The organism is Rhodobacter lacus, assembly GCF_042683065.1.
Lineage (GTDB): Bacteria > Pseudomonadota > Alphaproteobacteria > Rhodobacterales > Rhodobacteraceae > Rhodobacter > Rhodobacter lacus.
On the sequence record NZ_JBHUIX010000002.1, the window covers coordinates 117,943 to 135,062 of the forward strand.

Below are 17,120 nucleotides of genomic sequence, written 5' to 3' on the forward strand. Positions count from 1 at the left end.
GCGGAACCCCTCGGGGATCGCATCGATGCCGTCGAGCACCAGATCTGCCATCACCACGGCCACTTTCGGCGCCATGCCAAAGCCGATCTTGAAGCCGCCATTGACGATATAATGCCCCGCGCGCCCCGGCCAGGCGCCCAGCATCGGCGAGAGCGAGGCCGCGCGCGGGCGCACATTTGCCCAGCGCTCCACCACCTCGGCCCCGGCGAGCGCGGGGACAAGCGCGCGGGCGCGCGCGATCACATCCTCAAGCTGGGCATCGGTGCTGGTCGGGTCGGTGTATTCCCGCTCGGCGGTCGAGCCCACGCCGACCGTGCCATCGGCATGGGGCACAACCAGAACGCCCTCGGCAAAGATCTGCGGCACCGGCCCGGCATCATGCGCAAGGATCGCCGATTGCCCTTTCACGCCACTGCCCACCGGCTTGCCGAAGGCGGCGTTCAGCGCTTCGAGCCCGGCGAGCCCCGTCGCATGGAGCACCGGGCCGCGCTCTTCCGCCTCCCCCAGGATCACCTCGCCCCCCAGAGCCTCGATCGCGGCGACAAGCGCCGCGCCCGCGCGCCGCGGCGAGGCCCGGCCCGAGAGCGTGTCGTGGATCACAAGGCCCGTGGGCGAGACCGGGGCGAAGGCGCCAAACTCCTCGACCTTCGCGATGCGCCAGAGAAACTCTGGCCCCCAGTTCTCGGCGGCATCTTTCGCGCGCGCCTCGGCCAGCGCAATCCCCGCTTCCTTCGCAATCGGTTGCAGCCGGCCCACGCGCGCAAACCCCGCATCAACGCCGCCCGCCGCCCTCACCTCGTCCCAGAACGCGCCAGACATCACGAGGCTTTCGAACTGGAACTGCTTTTTGGCGTTCCACTGGTCGGGCACATGCGGCGAGAGCATCCCCACCGTGCCGCCCGAGGCCCCCGCGCCGATCCGCGCGCGCTCGATCAGCCGCACCTTCATGCCCCGTTTGGCGAGTTCGTAGCCGCAGGCCAGCCCGAACACGCCGCCACCGCGCACCGTTACCCAGTCACCCCTTGCCATTGCGCGTTCCTTTCGTCAGTGTCGCCCAGTATTCCCTTGGCACTACCCCCGATGACCTCCCCAGACCAGAGCCCAGCCGCGCTCGCTTGGCGCGACGGATCGACGCCCGTTTCAACGCGCTTCGACGACCCCTATTTCAGCCTTGCCGGCGGGCTGGCCGAAACCCGCCATGTCTTTCTTGCCGGCAATGATCTGCCGGCGCGGCTCTGCCCCGGCTTTCATATTGCCGAGCTTGGGTTCGGCACCGGGTTGAACCTGATCGCCACTGCGCTCGCGACCGATCTGCCGATCCGGTTCACAAGCTTTGAGGCGTTCCCGATGTCGGGCGAAGAGATGGCGCGCGCGCTCGCCGCCTTCCCCGAGGCAGAGGCGCTCGCCGCCCCCCTCGCGGCCGCCATGCTGCGCAGCGAAACCCGGTTCATACTGGGCAGCCTTTCGGTCGAGCTGATCCTTGGCGATGTGCGCGACACCCTGCCGCGCTGGGGCGAGAAAGCCGATGCCTGGTATCTCGACGGCTTCTCGCCCGCCAAAAACCCGGAGATGTGGGGCGAGGATCTGATGGCCGAGGTCGGGCGCCATACCGCACCGGGGGGCACCTTCGCCACCTATACCGCCGCGGGCTTCGTGCGCCGCGGCCTCGCAGCCGCGGGTTTCACGGTCACGCGCGCGCCCGGGCACGCCGGAAAGCGCCACATGAGCCGGGGGGGCCGCGCATGAGCGCCGTTCAAAACACCGGCCGCGGCATCTGGCTGATGGTGCTCACCACCTTCATCTTCGCGATGCAGGACGGCATCTCGCGCCATCTTTCGGGCGCCTATAACGTCTATATGGTGGTGACGGTCCGCTACTGGTTCTTTGCCCTCTTCACCCTGGCGCTGGCCTTGCGCAGCGAGGGCGGGCTGCGCTGCGCGCTCGCCACCCGCCAGCCGGTGATCCATATCATCCGCGCGCTCCTTCTGATCGGCGAGATCGTGATTCTCGTGCAGGCCTTCGTGCTGATCGGGCTGATCGAGAGCCATGCCGTTTTTGCCGCCTACCCGCTCCTTGTCGCCGCGCTCTCCGGCCCGGTTCTGGGCGAAAAGGTCGGCTGGCGGCGCTGGGGGGCAATCGGCATCGGCTTTGCGGGCATCATGATCATCCTCGAACCCGGTGTGGGCGTGTTCCGCCCCGAGGCGGCGATCCCGCTTTTCTGCGCGCTTCTGTTCGCGCTTTATTCGCTCCTTACCCGCTATGCCGCACGGCAAGACCCGGCCTCGGTCTCGTTCTACTGGACCGGACTCATTGGCGCGCTCGTGATGACGCCGCTCGGGCTGTGGTTCTGGGAGCCGATGGCGGGCGCCGACTGGCTCTGGATGGGCGCGCTCTGCCTCAGCGCCGCCACCGCGCATTTCTTGCTGATCCGCGCCTACGAGATCGCCGAGGCCTCTGCGATCCAGCCCTTCGCCTATCTGCAACTGGTCTGGGCGGCGGGGCTCGGCATTCTCGTCTTTGACGATGTGCTGCGCCCCAATGTGGCGATGGGCGCGGGCGTCGTGGTCTGCGCCGGGCTGTTCACGCTCTGGCGCGCCCGCACCCGCCAGAAGGCGCGTTAGCGCCCGCGCAGCTCGGCGGTGAACCGCACCGGCCCGGCATCGGGCCGCCCGAGCCGCGCGCGGTAGACAGGCAGGCTCTCGGCCACCCGCATCACATAATTCCGCGTCTCGTCAAACGGGATCATCTCGACCCAGTCGACCACATCAACTGCGGCCCGCCGCGGGTCGCCCCGCTCCGCGATCCAGCGCCGCGGCCGCCCCGGCCCGGCATTGTAGCCCGCCGCGATCAGCACCGGCGAGGTGCCAAATTCCTCTTCGAGCTGGGCCAGATAAGCGGTGCCAAGCCGCACATTGTAGCTTGGATCGGTGGTCAGGCGCGCAAGATCGTAAGCCACGCCCTCGCGCGCGGCCATCATCTTTGCCGTGCCGGGCATCAGCTGCATCATGCCACGCGCGCCGACATGGCTGATCACCGCCGGGTCAAATTCGCTCTCGCGCCGGGCAATCGAGAGCGCAAGCTCCTCGGGCACCTCAAAGCCTTCGGGGTTGAGCACCGGAAGCGGATAATAGGCGCGCATCAACACCGTGCCCGCCGCCGTTGCGCGCTTGCCGAGGCTGAGCGTCAGATGCGGATTGCCCCAGTCTTCGGCAAGCTTGGCGAGCGGTGCGATCTCGCTTGCGGGCAGGCGTTCTTGCAGATGCAGGATGAAGCGCTCGGCCAAAGCCGTCTCTCCTGCCGCCTGCAAGAGTGCGGCGGCCTGAAACACCGGCTCGGCGGTGAAATTCTGGCCTTTCCAGTCCGGCAGCGGCGGCGGCACGGCAAAAGCGGCATCATAGGGCGCGTCGATCTCTTCCGCGCATAAAAGCCCGTAATAAGCGGTCTGGAATTTGGCGCCCTCGGCATAGGCGATCTTCGCCTCCCCCTCCCGGCCCAGCACTTCGAGCGCGCGCCCACGCCAATAGGCGGCCCGCGATTTCGAGATCGGGCTCGTCACATGCGCGTCGAAATGCTCGAAATGGCCCAGCGCCGTCGGCGCATCGCCAAGCTTGAGCGCCGCATAGCCCGCGAGCCATTCCAGCTCGATCCAGTCCGCCCCGCCCGGCGCAAGCCGATGCCGCGCGGCGAGCTTGTAGGCAAGCCGCGCATCGCCCGCGCGCAGGAAAAACCGCACCAGCCGCTGCCGCAGATCGCCCCAGGCTTCGGGCTCCCCCAAGGTCTCGGCAGAGGTGGAGAACGCGAGCATGATCTCGGCGGCGCCGGGCTCAAGATCGTTGCGCCAGCGCCACCAGGCGCGATCCCGCGCGAGCCCGGGCGAGCCCAGCATGTATTCGGGCACCGCCGCCACGAGCGCATCCACCCCCGGCGCGCGCGCCTGCAGCGCAAGGCGCGCCTCCGCCACGGCGCGGGTGCCGGGGGTGACAAGGGGCAGCATCGCACGCGCCTGAGCAAGCGCGCCCGCATCGAGCATCGCCTGCATCCGCCCGCCGTGATGGGGCGCGACAAGTTCCGGGCAAGAGGCCAGAAAGGCCGCCTGTTCCGCGGGCGTGAGCGTCAGCGAGCGCCACGCGGCCTCGGCCACATGTGCGGCCTGCACGGGTGCGCCCTGCGCTTGATAGGCGGCGATGAGCGCAAGCGCGCCGGTGCCCGTTTGCGGCGCCGCGCCCCGAAAATAGGAAATCACCGCGGCGGGCGATGCGCCCGCAAGCTCTGCCTCCCCCTTGCGGCGCAGAAGCTCGATCCCCGGCCAGTCCCCCCGCCGCGCGATGAAATCGGCATATTCGGCAAGGCTGCCCGTGCCGGCGCGCAGCCGCTGCCATGTGATCACGTCAAGCGCGAGAGGGCCTGCGACCCGCGCCTCGGCGGTGGCCGGCCCCCAATCCTCGCGCGCAGAGGCGGCAAGCGCGCGGGCAAGGCCCGCCGGATCGTCGGCCCGGGCTGCAAGCGGCAAAAAGGCGAGGGATGTGGCGAAAAACGCCACAAGGAGAGGAGTTCTGATCATGGCTCTGCTCGGCGTTTTCCTCTTCCTGCCTGCTCGGTGGGGCGGTTGCAATTCACAAGTTGGCAAGCTCGCACGCCTCGCCTATGGTCCGCGCAATTTTCAACCGGGCGATTCCGCCCTCACCCACTCAGGAGCGTGTCATGTTCAAAGGGTCCTTCCCCGCACTCGTCACGCCGTTCACGAACGGCGCCGTCGATTGGGCGACGCTCAAGAAGCTGGTGGAGTGGCATATTGCCGAGGGCAGCACCGGGATTGTGCCTGTTGGCACCACCGGCGAGAGCCCCACCTTGAGCCACGAAGAACACAACGAAGTGGTGCGCGTGGTGGTGGAAACCGCCGCCGGTCGCGTGCCGGTGATTGCGGGGGCGGGCTCGAACGCGACCGCCGAAGGCATCGAGCTGATCCGCCACGCCGCCGAAAATGGCGCAGATGCCGCGCTTGTGGTGACGCCTTACTACAACAAGCCGACCCAGCGCGGCATGGTGGCCCATTTCAAAGCCATGCATGATGCCTGCGACCTGCCGATCATCATCTACAACATCCCGGGCCGCTCCGTCGTCGACATGTTGCCCGAAACGATGGGCGAGCTGGCCAAGCTGCCGCGCATTGTGGGCGTGAAGGATGCCACGGGCGATCTGAGCCGGGTGGCGAAGCAACGCATGACCTGCGGTGCCGATTTCATTCAGCTTTCGGGCGAGGATGCGACGGCGGTGGGCTTCAACGCGATGGGCGGCGTGGGCTGCATTTCCGTCACCGCCAACGTGGCGCCGAAGCTTTGCGCCGAGATGCAGGCCGCGACGCTCGCGGGCGATTACGCCAAGGCGCTGGCCTATCAAGACCAGCTCCTGCCGCTTCATATCGCGATTTTCCTTGAGCCGGGCGTGGCGGGCGCAAAATATGCGATGTCGAAGCTTGGGCTCTGCAGCGCCGAGGTGCGGTTGCCGCTCACCGAGCTGACCGATCCCACCAAAGCCGCGATCGACGCGGCGATGGCGCATGCCGGGCTGATCTGAGCGCGCGCGAAACATCACCGTTGCGGGGGGCTCTGCCCCCCGTTTTCGTTCCGAAAACGCCCCCCGAGATATTTGTCGCAAGATGAAAGCCACGCGGCCTCTTCACAGGGGGGCCGGGCTGGCGCATCATCGCGCCGATGGTCGAGACAGTTGCGCAGCACAGGGAGGGCATCGGGCACTCTGCCAATATGGTGGGGCGGCCCGCGGGCTGGCTTGCGAGCTGCGGCTTCAACGACGCGCCCGAGGCGTTGCACATTCCGGGTGTGCGCGAGATGAACCCCGCCCTGTTCACCATGCTCGATCAGGCCGAAAGCGGTGCCGAGGCGGGCGAGGCCTTCCTGAGCTATATGCAGGCGATGTTCGGCATCGACCCCGAGCAGCAGGAGGTGCCGGGCGGCAAGCGGCCGTTCCGCTCTTCCTTCCTGCGGCTTCTGCAGGGCTGGGCCTTTGACAGCAACGGCCCCGAGGGCGCCGTGCTGAAGGGCTGGGTGGAAAGCCGGTTCGGCATTGCCCCCAATTTCCACAAGGAGATCCTTGAGGGCGTGGCAAGCCCTGCCTGGCAGGACTATGTGCGCGAAAAGATGCAAAGCGGCTTTCATGGCAATGCGATCTGGCCCCAGCTCGACCTGCTTTACGAATTTGCGCAATGGGCGGGGCCGCGGTTCGGCTTTCCGGGGCGGCAGCATCTGACGCTTTTCCGCGGCGTCAATGCGCTCGAAAACCACGCGATCCTCGAGCGGATCGGCAAGCGCGCGGCGGTGATGCGGCTCAACAATCTGGTCTCTTTCTCGGCGGAGCGGGAGGTGGCCGATTGCTTTGGCGACAAGATCCTGACGACCGAGGTGCCGCTCGCCAAGGTGCTTTCCTACCCCGGGCTGCTGCCCTCGCGGCTGCTCCATGGGGAGCGCGAGATCCTCGCGATCGGCGGGGCCTATCAGGTGCGCTTCGATGATGTCTGACCGCGAGGACCGGGCGCTTGCGGCCTATCTTGGCTTTGCGCTCGGCGATGCGCTTGGCGCCACCACCGAATTCATGACGGCGCGGGAGATTGCGGCGCAGATCGGCCAGCACCGCGAGATCACCGGCGGCGGCTGGCTTCGGCTCCCGCCCGGCGCGGTCACGGATGACACGCAGATGTCGCTCGCGCTCGGGCGCTCGTTGATCCGCGCGGGCGGGTTCGACGCGCAGGATCTGTGCGCGGAATTTGCCGCCTGGCTCGCAACGAAGCCCGCGGATGTTGGCGCCACCTGTCGACGCGGCATCAAGCGGTTTTTGCGCGATGGCTCGGTGTCCGGCCCCGTGGCCGAGGATGACGCAGGCAATGGCGCGGCAATGCGGGTGCTGCCCGTGGCGCTCGCCACATTGGAGCGCCCCGCATGCCGCGAGGTCTGGACCCTCGGCCAAGCCCATACGACCCATAACAACCCGCTTTCCGATGCCGCCTGCCTGATGCTGGTGCGCGCCACGCAGGCGCTGATTGCCGGCGCGGGCAAGGCGGGGCTGCGGCACGAGGCGGAGGCGCTCGTCGCCACGCATCGTCCGTTCCGCTTCGCGCCCTATCGCGGGCATTGCTCGGCCTATGTGGTCGAAACGATGCAAACCGTGCTGCACCATCTCCTTGCCGCCGAGAGCTTCGAAGATGCCGTGATCGCCACCGTCAATCAGGGCGGCGATGCAGATACGACGGGGGCGCTCACCGGCATGCTGGCGGGCGCGCTCTGGGGGCTGGAAGCGCTGCCGCTGCGCTGGCTTGAGGTGCTCGACGCGCAGGTGCAGGACGAAATCACCGATCAGGTGCCGCGACTCCTGAGGCTCTGAGCGCCGCGTCCTGCCGCGCGATGTCTTGCTTGCGGGCGAGGAGCTTGGCGGCGAGCTTTTCGCCGCACCCGGCCTCGGCGACCACGCGGGCGATCGCGGCATCGGGGAGCCGTGTCACCACCGCGAGCGCCGCCGCCAGATCCGCCGCGCGCATCGGACCGAAGAGCGCGACGGCCTGAGGGTTGTCTGGATCGGTGCGCAGCCGCTCAATCTCGCCCACCTCCGTGCCGAACGCCGCCCCCTTCGGGTCTCCCTGAGCGCGAAACGCCAGCGCGCCGCCCACATCGAGCGTTGTCACCGTGCCATGGACAAGCCCCTGATTGTCGCCGAGCGCGCCCGCGGCATCCCAATTGGCAAGCCATGCATGCACGCCAAACCACTGCTGCGCCGCCCGCCGTTCCTCTGGCGAAAGCTTCGCCACGCAGCTTTTTTCCACCGGCACAAAAAGCGTTGCCACCTGATCGGGCGCGGCGCAGGGCACATAGGTCAGCACCGGCGCGCCCGCGAGCCGGTAGAGCGCCGCGGCAAGATATTCGTTGCGCGCATGGGCGGCACTCTCAAGCTCTTTCACATAATAGCGCCGCCCCTGCGTATCGGCCCAGATCCCGCCCGGATTGGTGCCGAGCCGGCCGCCCTCACGGGTCATCGAGGCAACGTCGATCTGGAGCGGTTCCTCCTGCCGTTCGGTGCGGCGCACGAGCGCAAGCTGCGAGGGCGTCTCGATGGCACCGGGCCGGGCCTCGCGCACCGCGCGGATCGCGGCCTTGGGCTCGGTGCCAAGCTCCACCATCAGCCGCGCGGCGATCATCCCGGCACGCCCGAGCCCGCCCTTGCAATGCACAACGATATCCTGCCCCGCGCGCAAGGCATCACGCAAGGCCCGCCCCTCGCTTGCCCAGCGCGCCTCGAACAACGCATCGGGCACGGAATAATCGGCAATCGGCAGATGCCGCCAGACCAGCCCGCGCGCCTGCGCTGCCGCGCCGAGCCCCGGCACCTTCAGTGCGATCAGCTCCTCAGGTTCAACCAGCGTTACAAGCGCCCGCGCCCCCCACGCGACGATGGCCTCAAGATCAAGGTCGAGATCGCGCGCCCATGCGCCCGAATAGGCGGCGCGGTCATGCTTGCCGGGGCAGAACGTCAGCCCGATCCGGCCCAGACCCGGCGCCGGGACCACCTCGGCAATCTGCAACGGATGGGTCTTGCTGGTGCGCATCGCTCGGCCTTTCCCTTTGCCTCTGCGGCAGGGGACCACGAAGGCCGCGCCCATGCAACGCCCTGCCGCGGCAAGGCGCCGGGCTGCATCACCGTGACGCGCGGCACGGCGGCTTCGACGCCGCCCCCGGCTGCAGATAGGTTTCAAGGAAGACCGAGGGCGGCACCGGACGGCCAAAATGATACCCTTGGCCGATTTCGCAGCCCTGCGCATTGAGCCACACGACTTGCGCGTCGGTATCCACCCCTTCGGCAACGCAGCGCAAGCCCAGCGCCTGCGCCATCGCGATCGTGGCGCGCACGATCGCATCGGAGGCGCCATTGTCGAGCCCGAGCCGCGAGATGAAGCTGCGGTCGATCTTGATCTCTTTCAGGCGCAATTGCTGCAGATAGCTCATCGACGAATAGCCGGTGCCGAAATCGTCGGCCGAAAGCTCGTAGCCCTCGGCGAGCAGCATCTCGATATTGCCACGTGCTTCCGATTGCAGGTCGATCACCGCGCCCTCGGTCAGCTCGAATTGCACGGTCTCGGGGCTGAGCCCGGCCGACTTGGCATGCGCGAGCACTTCGGCGCCAAAGCCCGCCTGCCGCAAGCTCTCGGGGGAGAGGTTGATCGCCACATGAAGCGCGAGATCGCGCGTGCGCAACTCTTCGAGGAACGCGCCAACCATGTCGATCACCAGCAGGTCGATGGCGCGGATCAACCCCGTGCGCTCGGCCACCGGCATGAAATCGGCCGGGCCGATCCCGGCCAGATCGGGCTCGGAGCAGCGCACCAAAGCCTCTGCGCCGGCGATCTGCGCCGGATTGTTCAGGCAGACCTTCGGTTGCAGCACAAGAACAAAGGCCCGATCCCGAATTGCGCGTTGCAGCGACTGGCCGATCCGCGCCTCGCGCGCCATCCGGTCTCGCAGCGCCGCAGTGAACCGCACCGACCGGTTGCCGCCGAGCGCCTTGGCCTCATACATCGCCAGATCGGCGTTGAGCCAAAGCTCTTCCTCGTTCATCGCATCCATCGGGAAAAGCGAGACCCCCATCGACGCGGTGAGAAACACCGGCTGCCCCTCCAGATCGAAGGGCGTTTCAAAGGCTGCCGCCAGCATTTCGGTAAGGCTCTGTGCATCCTCGGCCAGATCAAGCCGGTCGAGCAGGCTGAATTCCTCGGCGCCGACGCGCGCCAGAACCTGCGCGCCCTTGCGAAGCCGCTCCAGCCGTTGCGCGATCATGCAGATCAGCCGGTCGCCCAGCACCGGGCCGAACCGGTCCTTGACCTGCTGGAACTGGTCGATGGCAAGAAAGACCTGCACCACCAAGCCTGTTGCATGGCGCGCCTCGGTCAGCGCCGCCTTGGCATGGGCCCCGAACAACATGCGGTTGGGCAGCCCCGTCAGCGGGTCATGACGGGCGGCGTAGCGCGCCTCCTCCGCGGCCTGGGCAAGACGGCGCTCGTCGATCAGCCGCTGGGTGATGTCGGAGACCGAACAGACGACCTGCGCCACCCCGCCGCGCGGGGTCATCGGCGCGGCATTGACGGAAATCACCCGCTCGGAGCCATCGGAAAGGGGCAGGGTCAGCCGCAGGTCGCGCAGAACCTCGCCCCCGTTCAGCACCCGGTCGATCGGAAAGCCCTGGGCCGCCCCGCTCTCGCCAGTCTCGCGCGTCTGCCAGCCAAGCACCGCCTGATCACGCCCCACAAGGCCGCTGCCCTCAGTGTCGAGGATCTGCTGCGCCTCCAGATTTGCAAACACGATCCTGCCCTCGGCGTCGATCGACAGGATGCCCGAAACCGATGTCTCGGTCAGCCGCTGGAGAAAATCGCTTTTCTCCAGCAGCGCGGCCTTGAGCGCCTTGCGCTGGGAAATGTCGATATGCACGCCCGACAGCACCAGAGCCTTGCCGGTCTCGTCGGTTTCCACCGCCTTGCCGCGCGACAGGATCCAGACCCAGTGGCCGTCCTTGTGCCGCATGCGGAATTCGCTGGTGAAGTAATAGTCGTGATTGAGGAATTTCTCGGCCTGAAACGTCCCCAGTTCGCGCAGATCGTCAGGATGCACCAGCGCACGCCAGTCGTCGATCACCTGCGGTCGCAGATCCTCAAGGCGGTAGCCCAGCATCTCCGTCCAGCCCGCATTCACGGTGAGCCGATCGGTGCGCAGATCGTGCCGCCAGGTGCCAAGTTCGCCCCCCGCGATCACGTCTTCCAGCGCCTGGCTCGCGTCTTGCAGATCCGTGACGTCAAAGGCGACACCGTAAACCTCCCCCGCGTCCGCATTCGTGTGGAAATCCGGGTCGGGCACAATCTTGATCCAGCGCCAGTCGTCATCCTTGTCGCGAAGCCGGAGCGTCAGCGGCGACAGCGCCTTTGCGCCCGAGCGAATGAGATCGACGAAGCGCTGATGCGCGGCGCGGAAATCGGGGTGAATCCGCGCATGGATCGAGTCGAAATCCCCGAGAATCTCGATCGAATCACCAACATCCCGGAACGGATTGCCATTCAGGATGACGACCAGCTTGCCCGCGGCATTGCGCTCGGCGCGCCATGTCGCCCCGCCCGCCGCGCGCAGCGCGCTGATCAGGCGATTTCGGGCAATGCGCACATCCATGAGAAGCTGATCGAGACGGGTCCAGACCCGGATGAGCAGGAACCACAAAAGCAGCGCGCTCAACAGCATGGCCGTGACGCCCTTGACCGTCTGCAACAGCTTGTATTGCGCGACATCGGGAACAAGGAGCTCCAGCAGACCGTCGCTCACGACGATGTAAAGCGCCGTGAACGCCGCATAAGCAACGGCAACACCAAATGCCGCCGCTTTCGGGCCTTTCCAATGAGACATCCGATACTCCCGGGCGCAGCCGCGCATCTTGACTGGATGCACAGCGCGATCGAACTGGCACAGTTGACCCTAGATCACCCCCGAGGGTGATTCTGCCAGATCAACATGCATTTGATTTACATAGTATTTTCAAGAGCCTGCGCTGGCCTTGAGCGAAAGCTCGGCCGGAACAAGGTCACAACCGAACGACCTGCTCGCCGACCGGAGTGAGGTATTTTGGGCGGCGGGGAGGAGTTGGGGAATGGCGGACCCGGAGCGATTCGAACGCCCGACCCTCAGATTCGTAGTCTGATGCTCTATCCAGCTGAGCTACGGGTCCACTGTGGGGGGCGATGTAGCCTCGCCCCGAAGCCAATGCAAGCGGGAAATGCCGGCAATCGCAAAGTTTCTGCACCAGCACCCGGAAAAGCGCTGGTTCCGGCTTCAGTGCGCCGCGGGCTCGCCCTCCAGCGTCAGCGCGCAGGGCAGCGTCAGGCGGAATTCGGTGCCGGTTTCATCCGAACGCACAACCTCCAGCCGACCGCCATGACCGCGCACAAGCTCGGCCGAAATCGCAAGGCCAAGCCCGGTGCCACCCTTCTTGGAGGTGCCGGAGAACGGCTGGAACAAGCGTTCGCGCAGCTTTGCGGGCAGGCCGGGCCCGGTGTCCTGCACCCGAATCCACCAGCCCGCCTCGCCGTCCGCGGCGCTCATCTCCCCGGCGCCAAACTCGATCGTGCCGGGCTTGCCCGTTGCCTCGATCGCCTGCCGGGCATTGCGCGCAAGATTGGAGAGCACCCGATAAAGCTGCTCGCGGTCAGCCTGAATCACCAGCTCCGGCGGCAGATCGGTGACAAAATCCACCTGCGCCGCACGCGCGGGAATCGCTTCGCCCTCGACCACTTCGGCAATCAGCCCGCCCAGATCGAAGGGCGCAAGCCGCGGCGGCGGCTCCTCGGCCCGGCCAAAGGCAAGCGTGGTCTCGCACAGGTTCACCGCGCGCCCGATCGAGCCCATCAGCTTGGGTGCCGCGCGCTGCACCGCGGGGTCTTTCGATTCTTCCATCCGGTCAGCAAAAAGCTGCGCCGTGGTCAGGATGTTGCGCAGGTCGTGGCTGATCTTCGCCACCGCCTGCCCAAGCTGGGCGAGCCGCTCCTTTTGCCGCAGCGCTGCGGTGAGCTGCAGCTGCATTGAGGCCAGCGCCTCTTCGGCAACGCGCAGCTCCTCGATCCGGGCCTGCGGCGCAATGATCGTGCGCGCATCCTCCGGCGCCTCGGCATAGGCCGCCATATGCGCGACGACGCGCTTGATGGGCACCACCATCAGCCGCCGCACAAGCAAAAAGAGCAAAAGCGCCGTGAGCACCGAGACCACCGCCGAAAGGGTGAGCAACCGCAGCCCGTATTCGATCATCTCGAGCCGCATCGGCGCCGTGGCAAGCGTGACCTCGATCACCAGCCCACCCTTTTGCACCGGATCGCCGATCACCCGGATCACGTGGTCCTCGGGGTCGATCAGCACGGCGAGCGCATCGCGCATGAGCTTCCAGAACGGCTCCTCGCGCAGGTCATAGGTGGCGGCGATGGGCTGCGGGATGGGGGAGGACAGCACCAGTTGCCGCGCCGCATCGCGCCGCAATACCACGTTATAGACGCCGGCATTGTCGAGCAGTTCCTGCTCCAGATCGGGCTCGATCATCGTATCGGTGGTGAGCAGGGCGAGCGAGGCGATCTGCGCCCGTTCAAGCCTTGTCAGCAGGTAATCCTCGCGGAAATTGGCAAGGCCCGGCAGCAGGATGAGCACTTCGGCCAGCACGACGAAAATCGTCGTGAGCACCAGAAACCGCCCCGAGAGTGTGTTGACCTTCATCCTGTCCCAATGTGGCGGGCCGTCCGCCGGGGGGCCCTTCCGATCCCCCACCGAAGTTCTTCGGCGTTTTTATGGAATACCAAAGCATTCGGGGAATAAATAGGCTCACATCCGCGTGGGCGGAAGGGTGCTGATGCGGGTTTTTGCAACGATAAGGCGAGCGCCGCGCACACGGCACCCGGACACGTGAAAAAACCCGCAAGGAAGAATTGACTTGTGCAGACGATGCCCCTAAAGACCGGGCTTCGAATGCAGGGGAAGCCGAATCCGGCAGGGTTCAGGGTGTCCCACCGATGAGACAACCGGAGTAACCGCGATGAAACGCACCTACCAGCCGTCGAAACTCGTGCGCGCCCGCCGCCACGGCTTCCGCGCCCGCATGGCGACCAAAGGCGGCCGCAAGGTCCTCAATGCCCGCCGCGCGAAGGGCCGCAAGGTTCTGTCGGCGTAAGGCATCGGCCTGAAACATGACACCGCCGGAGGCTCCTGCGACTGACCGCGATGGTCGGAGTGCGGGAAGCGCCCCGGCGGTTTCCGTTTGTCCGCCCGCCTCCCCGGCACCGCGAATCGTGGTGTTGCGGGTCCGGGCGGATTTTTTGCGGGCCGCGTCGGCGCAGCGCCTCGCCCTGCCGGGGTTCCTGCTGCAGGCGCGTCTGCGCGGCGCGGCAGAGGCGCCGCCCGCGGATGTTATCCGCGTCGGCTTTACCTGCTCGAAAAAGATCGGCAATGCCGTGGCGCGCAACCGCGCCAAACGGCGCTTGCGCGAGGTGGCGCGGCTTGGCCTGCCCGCGCTTGGCTTGCCCGGCTGGGATTACGTGCTGGTTGGCCGCCCCGAGGCGACGGCAAGTCGCCCCTTCTCCGAGTTGCAGAGTGATTTTGCCAAGGCGATCCGTGACATCCACGCCGGGCGCAGCCTGAAACCCCGCCCGCCGCAGCCCGGCCAGAAGGGCCGCCGGAGGGGAAAATGACGCCGCTCGCTTATGTCTTTTCGCTGCCGGTGCGGTTTTACCGGCTCGTTCTTTCCCCCTGGCTCGGCAATGGCTGCCGCTATCAGCCGACCTGCTCGGTCTATGCGCTCGAGGCGCTTGAACGGCATGGCGCGCTCAAGGGCGGCTGGCTTGCGGCAAAGCGACTTTTGAGCTGCAACCCCTGGGGCGGGCATGGCTATGACCCGGTGCCCGGCGCCGACCCCGCCCATGACACAGGCCGCCGCTGCAAGGACCACGCCGATGTTTGACGAAGACGAGGCCGCGCTGCCGCTGCTTTTGACGGGCGCACCGTCAACGACCGAATTCAAAAAGCTGCGCAAGCGGCTGTTGCGCGAGACCCGCGACGCGATCGAGACCTATGGCATGATCGAGCCGGGCGCGCGCTGGCTGGTCTGCCTGTCCGGCGGCAAGGACAGCTTCACGCTTCTTGCGGTGCTCACCGAGCTCAAATGGCGCGGGCTCCTGCCGGTTGAGCTGCTCGCCTGCAACCTCGATCAGGGCCAGCCCGGCTTTCCGGCGACGGTGCTGCCCGAGTTCCTCACCCGGATGGGGATCGCGCACCGGATCGAGTATCAGGACACCTATTCGGTGGTGAAGGAAAAGATCCCCGAGGGGCAGACCTATTGCAGCCTCTGCTCGCGGCTGCGCCGGGGCAACCTGTACCGAATCGCCCGCGAGGAGGGCTGTTCGGCCGTGGTGCTGGGCCATCACCGCGATGACATCCTCGAAACCTTCTTCATGAACCTCTTTCACGGCGGGCGGCTCGCCACGATGCCGCCGAAGCTTGTGAACGAGGAGGGGGATCTGTTCGTCTACCGCCCGCTCGCCTTCGTTGCCGAGGCCGATTGCGACCGTTACGCCAAGGCGATGAACTACCCGATCATCCCCTGCAATCTCTGCGGCAGCCAGGACGGGCTGCAGCGCGTGCAGGTGAAGCAGATCCTTGACGGATGGGAGGCGCGCAGCCCCGGCCGTCGTCAGGTGATGTTCCGCGCGCTGATGAACGTGCGCCCCTCGCATCTGGCCGATCCACAGGTGTTCGACTTCGCCGGGTTGCTGCGCGGCGGCGCGCCCAATGCGACGGATTTGAGCGAAAACATCCCGAATTTAAGGGACCATTCTTAACTCTGTGCTGAGAAAGCCGCCCTAGGGTGCCCGTGCTGGAGGGGGAATCCCCTCGCTGGGTACGAGGGCCGAGATGAAGAAATTCCGGGGGCAAAAAACCGCCAATCTGTTCAAATTCCGTCGCGCCAACCAAAAGCGGCTGGCCGGACCGATCCTGCTGCGTCGCGAGATGGTCGCGTTTCTGCCCGCCGCGGGGCTTGCAAGCCTGTGGTTCGGGCTTGAGGGCTTCACGCTTGTGGGGATCACCGCGCTGATCGTCGCCTGGATGAGCCGCCCGATGCTGACGCCCGGTGCCGAAGACGCGCAAGCCCCCCCGCCGATGCCGCAACGCCTCGAAGCCGAGGCCATGCTTGACGAGACGATCCATGAGGCGCTCGACGCCGGGCGAGGCACCGCCTGCATGATCGTTGGCCTCGACGATGCAGAGGCCCTGCGCCGGCAGATGAGCCGCCCCGAATTTGACGCTTTTCTGGATGCCTTCAGCGAGCGCATTCGCGGCGTGTTGCGCAATTCCGACCGAATCGCCCTGTTGGAACGCGAGCGCTTTGCCATCATCCTCACGCCGACCCAGCGCCCCGATCTGGAAAGCATGATCCAGCTTTCGGCCCGGTTGCAGGCTGCCTGCGATGTGCCCTTCTCGATTTCGGCACGCTCGATCAACACCACGAGCCACGTCGGCTTTTGCCTGCTCAGCCGCGCGCCCGAATATACCGGCAAGGCGATCCTTGCCGCCGCCGAAGCCGCCGCCGACGAGGCCCGCCGCAACGGCCCCGGCGCGATCCGCGCCTTCACGCCGGAAATCCGGCAGGCGGCACAGGCGCAAAACGCGCTTTCCGCGGCCATTGGCCCGGCGCTCGAAGAGGGGCGAATCGTGGCTTATTTCCAGCCCCAGATCTGCACCGATACCGGGACGGTCTCCGGCATGCAGGCCACCCCGCGCTGGCTTGACCGCGAGCGCGGCGTGCTTGGCGAAGAGGAGATCTGGCCCGCGATCGAGGCCGCAGGCCTGCAGATGCGGCTGCACGAAGTGATGCTGTTTCAATGCTTTAACGCGCTGCGGGATTGGGAGCATCTGCCGCTCGCGCCCGGCCCGGTAAGCCTGCCGCTTGGCATGGCGCAAGTTGCCGACCCGCGGCTGTTTGACAAGCTGAAGTGGGAATTTGACCGGTTCGACATCGCCCCGGAGCGAATCCGGCTGGTGCTGGATCACGATGTGACGGCGAAACTCGATGACGAGGTGATCGGGCGCAATGTCTCGCAATGCGCGAAACTCGGCTGCCGGATCGAACTGGCGGGCTTTGGCAACGGGCCGGTGTCGGTGGCGGCGCTGCGTCGCACCGGGGCGGAGCGAATCCGTGTGCACCGCTCTTTTGTGACCAATGTCGAACGCGATCCCGAGCAGCAACGCCTTGTGGCCGCGATTGTCTCCTTTGCCGAAGGGCTCGGCTTGCAGACTGTGGCCGATGGCGTGGCCACGATCGGGGGGCATGCGATGCTCGCGCAACTCGGCTGCAACCATGTGCAAGGCAAGGCAATATCCCAACCGTTGCCGCTGGAGGAAAGCGGCGCATGGCTCGCCCGCCACGAGGCCCGGCTCTCTCGCGTGCCGCGCAAGGACGGGCGCCGCGGCGCCTGAACCACCTGCGCAAACACCCTGCCGGGGCCGCGCTCAGCGGCCCGGCACCGGCTTTGGCAGGCAAAGCCCACCGCGCCGGGC

15 protein-coding genes and 1 tRNA gene are annotated in these 17,120 nt (G+C 66.7%); 10 read left to right on the forward strand and 6 right to left on the reverse strand.

The window, feature by feature from the left end:
* Nucleotides 1-1,029 (reverse strand): NAD(P)/FAD-dependent oxidoreductase (locus ACFSM0_RS01305; RefSeq protein ID WP_377385990.1); only part of this gene is annotated, 1,029 nt, incomplete at its 3' end.
* A 51-nt stretch (nucleotides 1,030-1,080) separates the two neighbouring features.
* Here ACFSM0_RS01305 and mnmC2 point away from each other — a divergent pair.
* Complete coding sequence (gene mnmC2, locus ACFSM0_RS01310) at nucleotides 1,081-1,746, forward strand: tRNA (5-methylaminomethyl-2-thiouridine)(34)-methyltransferase MnmC2 (protein WP_377385993.1); 666 nt, start codon at nucleotides 1,081-1,083, stop codon at nucleotides 1,744-1,746.
* Entirely contained in the window at nucleotides 1,743-2,621 is an 879-nt protein-coding gene (locus ACFSM0_RS01315) for a DMT family transporter (RefSeq protein WP_377385996.1), read from the forward strand. Before mnmC2 ends, ACFSM0_RS01315 begins: the two co-directional genes overlap by 4 nt.
* Here the strand turns inward: ACFSM0_RS01315 and ACFSM0_RS01320 are convergent.
* Nucleotides 2,618-4,561: a lytic transglycosylase domain-containing protein gene (locus ACFSM0_RS01320; protein ID WP_377385999.1), complete on the reverse strand. Its 1,944-nt coding sequence runs from the start codon at nucleotides 4,559-4,561 to the stop codon at nucleotides 2,618-2,620. The two genes, ACFSM0_RS01315 and ACFSM0_RS01320, sit on opposite strands and share 4 nt — an antisense overlap.
* A 140-nt stretch (nucleotides 4,562-4,701) precedes the next feature.
* Here ACFSM0_RS01320 and dapA point away from each other — a divergent pair, with 140 nt between their 5' ends.
* The 3 genes from dapA (at nucleotide 4,702) to draG (ending at nucleotide 7,392) form a co-directional block, all read left to right on the forward strand.
* Nucleotides 4,702-5,574 carry a 4-hydroxy-tetrahydrodipicolinate synthase gene (gene dapA / locus ACFSM0_RS01325; protein WP_377386002.1) on the forward strand — a complete coding sequence of 291 codons (873 nt, stop codon included), beginning with the start codon at nucleotides 4,702-4,704 and terminating at the stop codon, nucleotides 5,572-5,574.
* A 137-nt stretch (nucleotides 5,575-5,711) separates the two neighbouring features.
* Nucleotides 5,712-6,533: an NAD(+)--dinitrogen-reductase ADP-D-ribosyltransferase gene (locus ACFSM0_RS01330; RefSeq protein ID WP_377386005.1), complete on the forward strand. Its 822-nt coding sequence runs from the start codon at nucleotides 5,712-5,714 to the stop codon at nucleotides 6,531-6,533.
* On the forward strand, nucleotides 6,523-7,392 hold the full coding sequence (draG, locus tag ACFSM0_RS01335) for an ADP-ribosyl-[dinitrogen reductase] hydrolase (protein WP_377386008.1): 870 nt from the start codon (nucleotides 6,523-6,525) through the stop codon (nucleotides 7,390-7,392). The genes ACFSM0_RS01330 and draG overlap by 11 nt, the downstream gene beginning before the upstream one ends.
* Here the strand turns inward: draG and ACFSM0_RS01340 are convergent.
* The 4 genes from ACFSM0_RS01340 to ACFSM0_RS01355 form a co-directional block, all read right to left on the reverse strand.
* Nucleotides 7,358-8,608, reverse strand: a complete 1,251-nt coding sequence (locus tag ACFSM0_RS01340) for a cyclin-dependent kinase inhibitor 3 family protein (RefSeq protein ID WP_377386011.1) — start codon at nucleotides 8,606-8,608, stop codon at nucleotides 7,358-7,360. The two genes, draG and ACFSM0_RS01340, sit on opposite strands and share 35 nt — an antisense overlap.
* 88 nt (nucleotides 8,609-8,696) lie before the next feature.
* Nucleotides 8,697-11,441 (reverse strand): sensor domain-containing protein, encoded by a 2,745-nt coding sequence (locus ACFSM0_RS01345; RefSeq protein WP_377386014.1) that lies wholly within the window; start codon nucleotides 11,439-11,441, stop codon nucleotides 8,697-8,699.
* Nucleotides 11,442-11,683: 242 nt separating this feature from the next.
* Nucleotides 11,684-11,760 (reverse strand) — tRNA-Arg (locus ACFSM0_RS01350).
* Nucleotides 11,761-11,864: 104 nt separating this feature from the next.
* A complete protein-coding gene (locus tag ACFSM0_RS01355; RefSeq protein WP_377386017.1) occupies nucleotides 11,865-13,289 on the reverse strand; it encodes a sensor histidine kinase in 1,425 nt (474 codons plus the stop codon).
* Nucleotides 13,290-13,605: 316 nt separating this feature from the next.
* Here ACFSM0_RS01355 and rpmH point away from each other — a divergent pair, with 316 nt between their 5' ends.
* The 5 genes from rpmH to ACFSM0_RS01380 all read left to right on the forward strand — a co-directional run bounded on the left by rpmH (nucleotide 13,606) and on the right by ACFSM0_RS01380 (nucleotide 17,039).
* A complete protein-coding gene (rpmH, locus tag ACFSM0_RS01360) occupies nucleotides 13,606-13,740 on the forward strand; it encodes a 50S ribosomal protein L34 (protein ID WP_076483939.1) in 135 nt (44 codons plus the stop codon).
* Between the two features lie 16 nt (nucleotides 13,741-13,756).
* On the forward strand, nucleotides 13,757-14,257 hold the full coding sequence (rnpA, locus tag ACFSM0_RS01365; protein ID WP_377386020.1) for a ribonuclease P protein component: 501 nt from the start codon (nucleotides 13,757-13,759) through the stop codon (nucleotides 14,255-14,257).
* Complete coding sequence (gene yidD / locus ACFSM0_RS01370; RefSeq protein WP_377386023.1) at nucleotides 14,254-14,526, forward strand: membrane protein insertion efficiency factor YidD; 273 nt, start codon at nucleotides 14,254-14,256, stop codon at nucleotides 14,524-14,526. The genes rnpA and yidD overlap by 4 nt, the downstream gene beginning before the upstream one ends.
* Nucleotides 14,519-15,403: a tRNA 2-thiocytidine(32) synthetase TtcA gene (ttcA, locus tag ACFSM0_RS01375; RefSeq protein WP_377386025.1), complete on the forward strand. Its 885-nt coding sequence runs from the start codon at nucleotides 14,519-14,521 to the stop codon at nucleotides 15,401-15,403. Before yidD ends, ttcA begins: the two co-directional genes overlap by 8 nt.
* A 73-nt stretch (nucleotides 15,404-15,476) precedes the next feature.
* A complete protein-coding gene (locus tag ACFSM0_RS01380; protein WP_377386028.1) occupies nucleotides 15,477-17,039 on the forward strand; it encodes an EAL domain-containing protein in 1,563 nt (520 codons plus the stop codon).
* Nucleotides 17,040-17,120 lie beyond the last annotated feature (81 nt).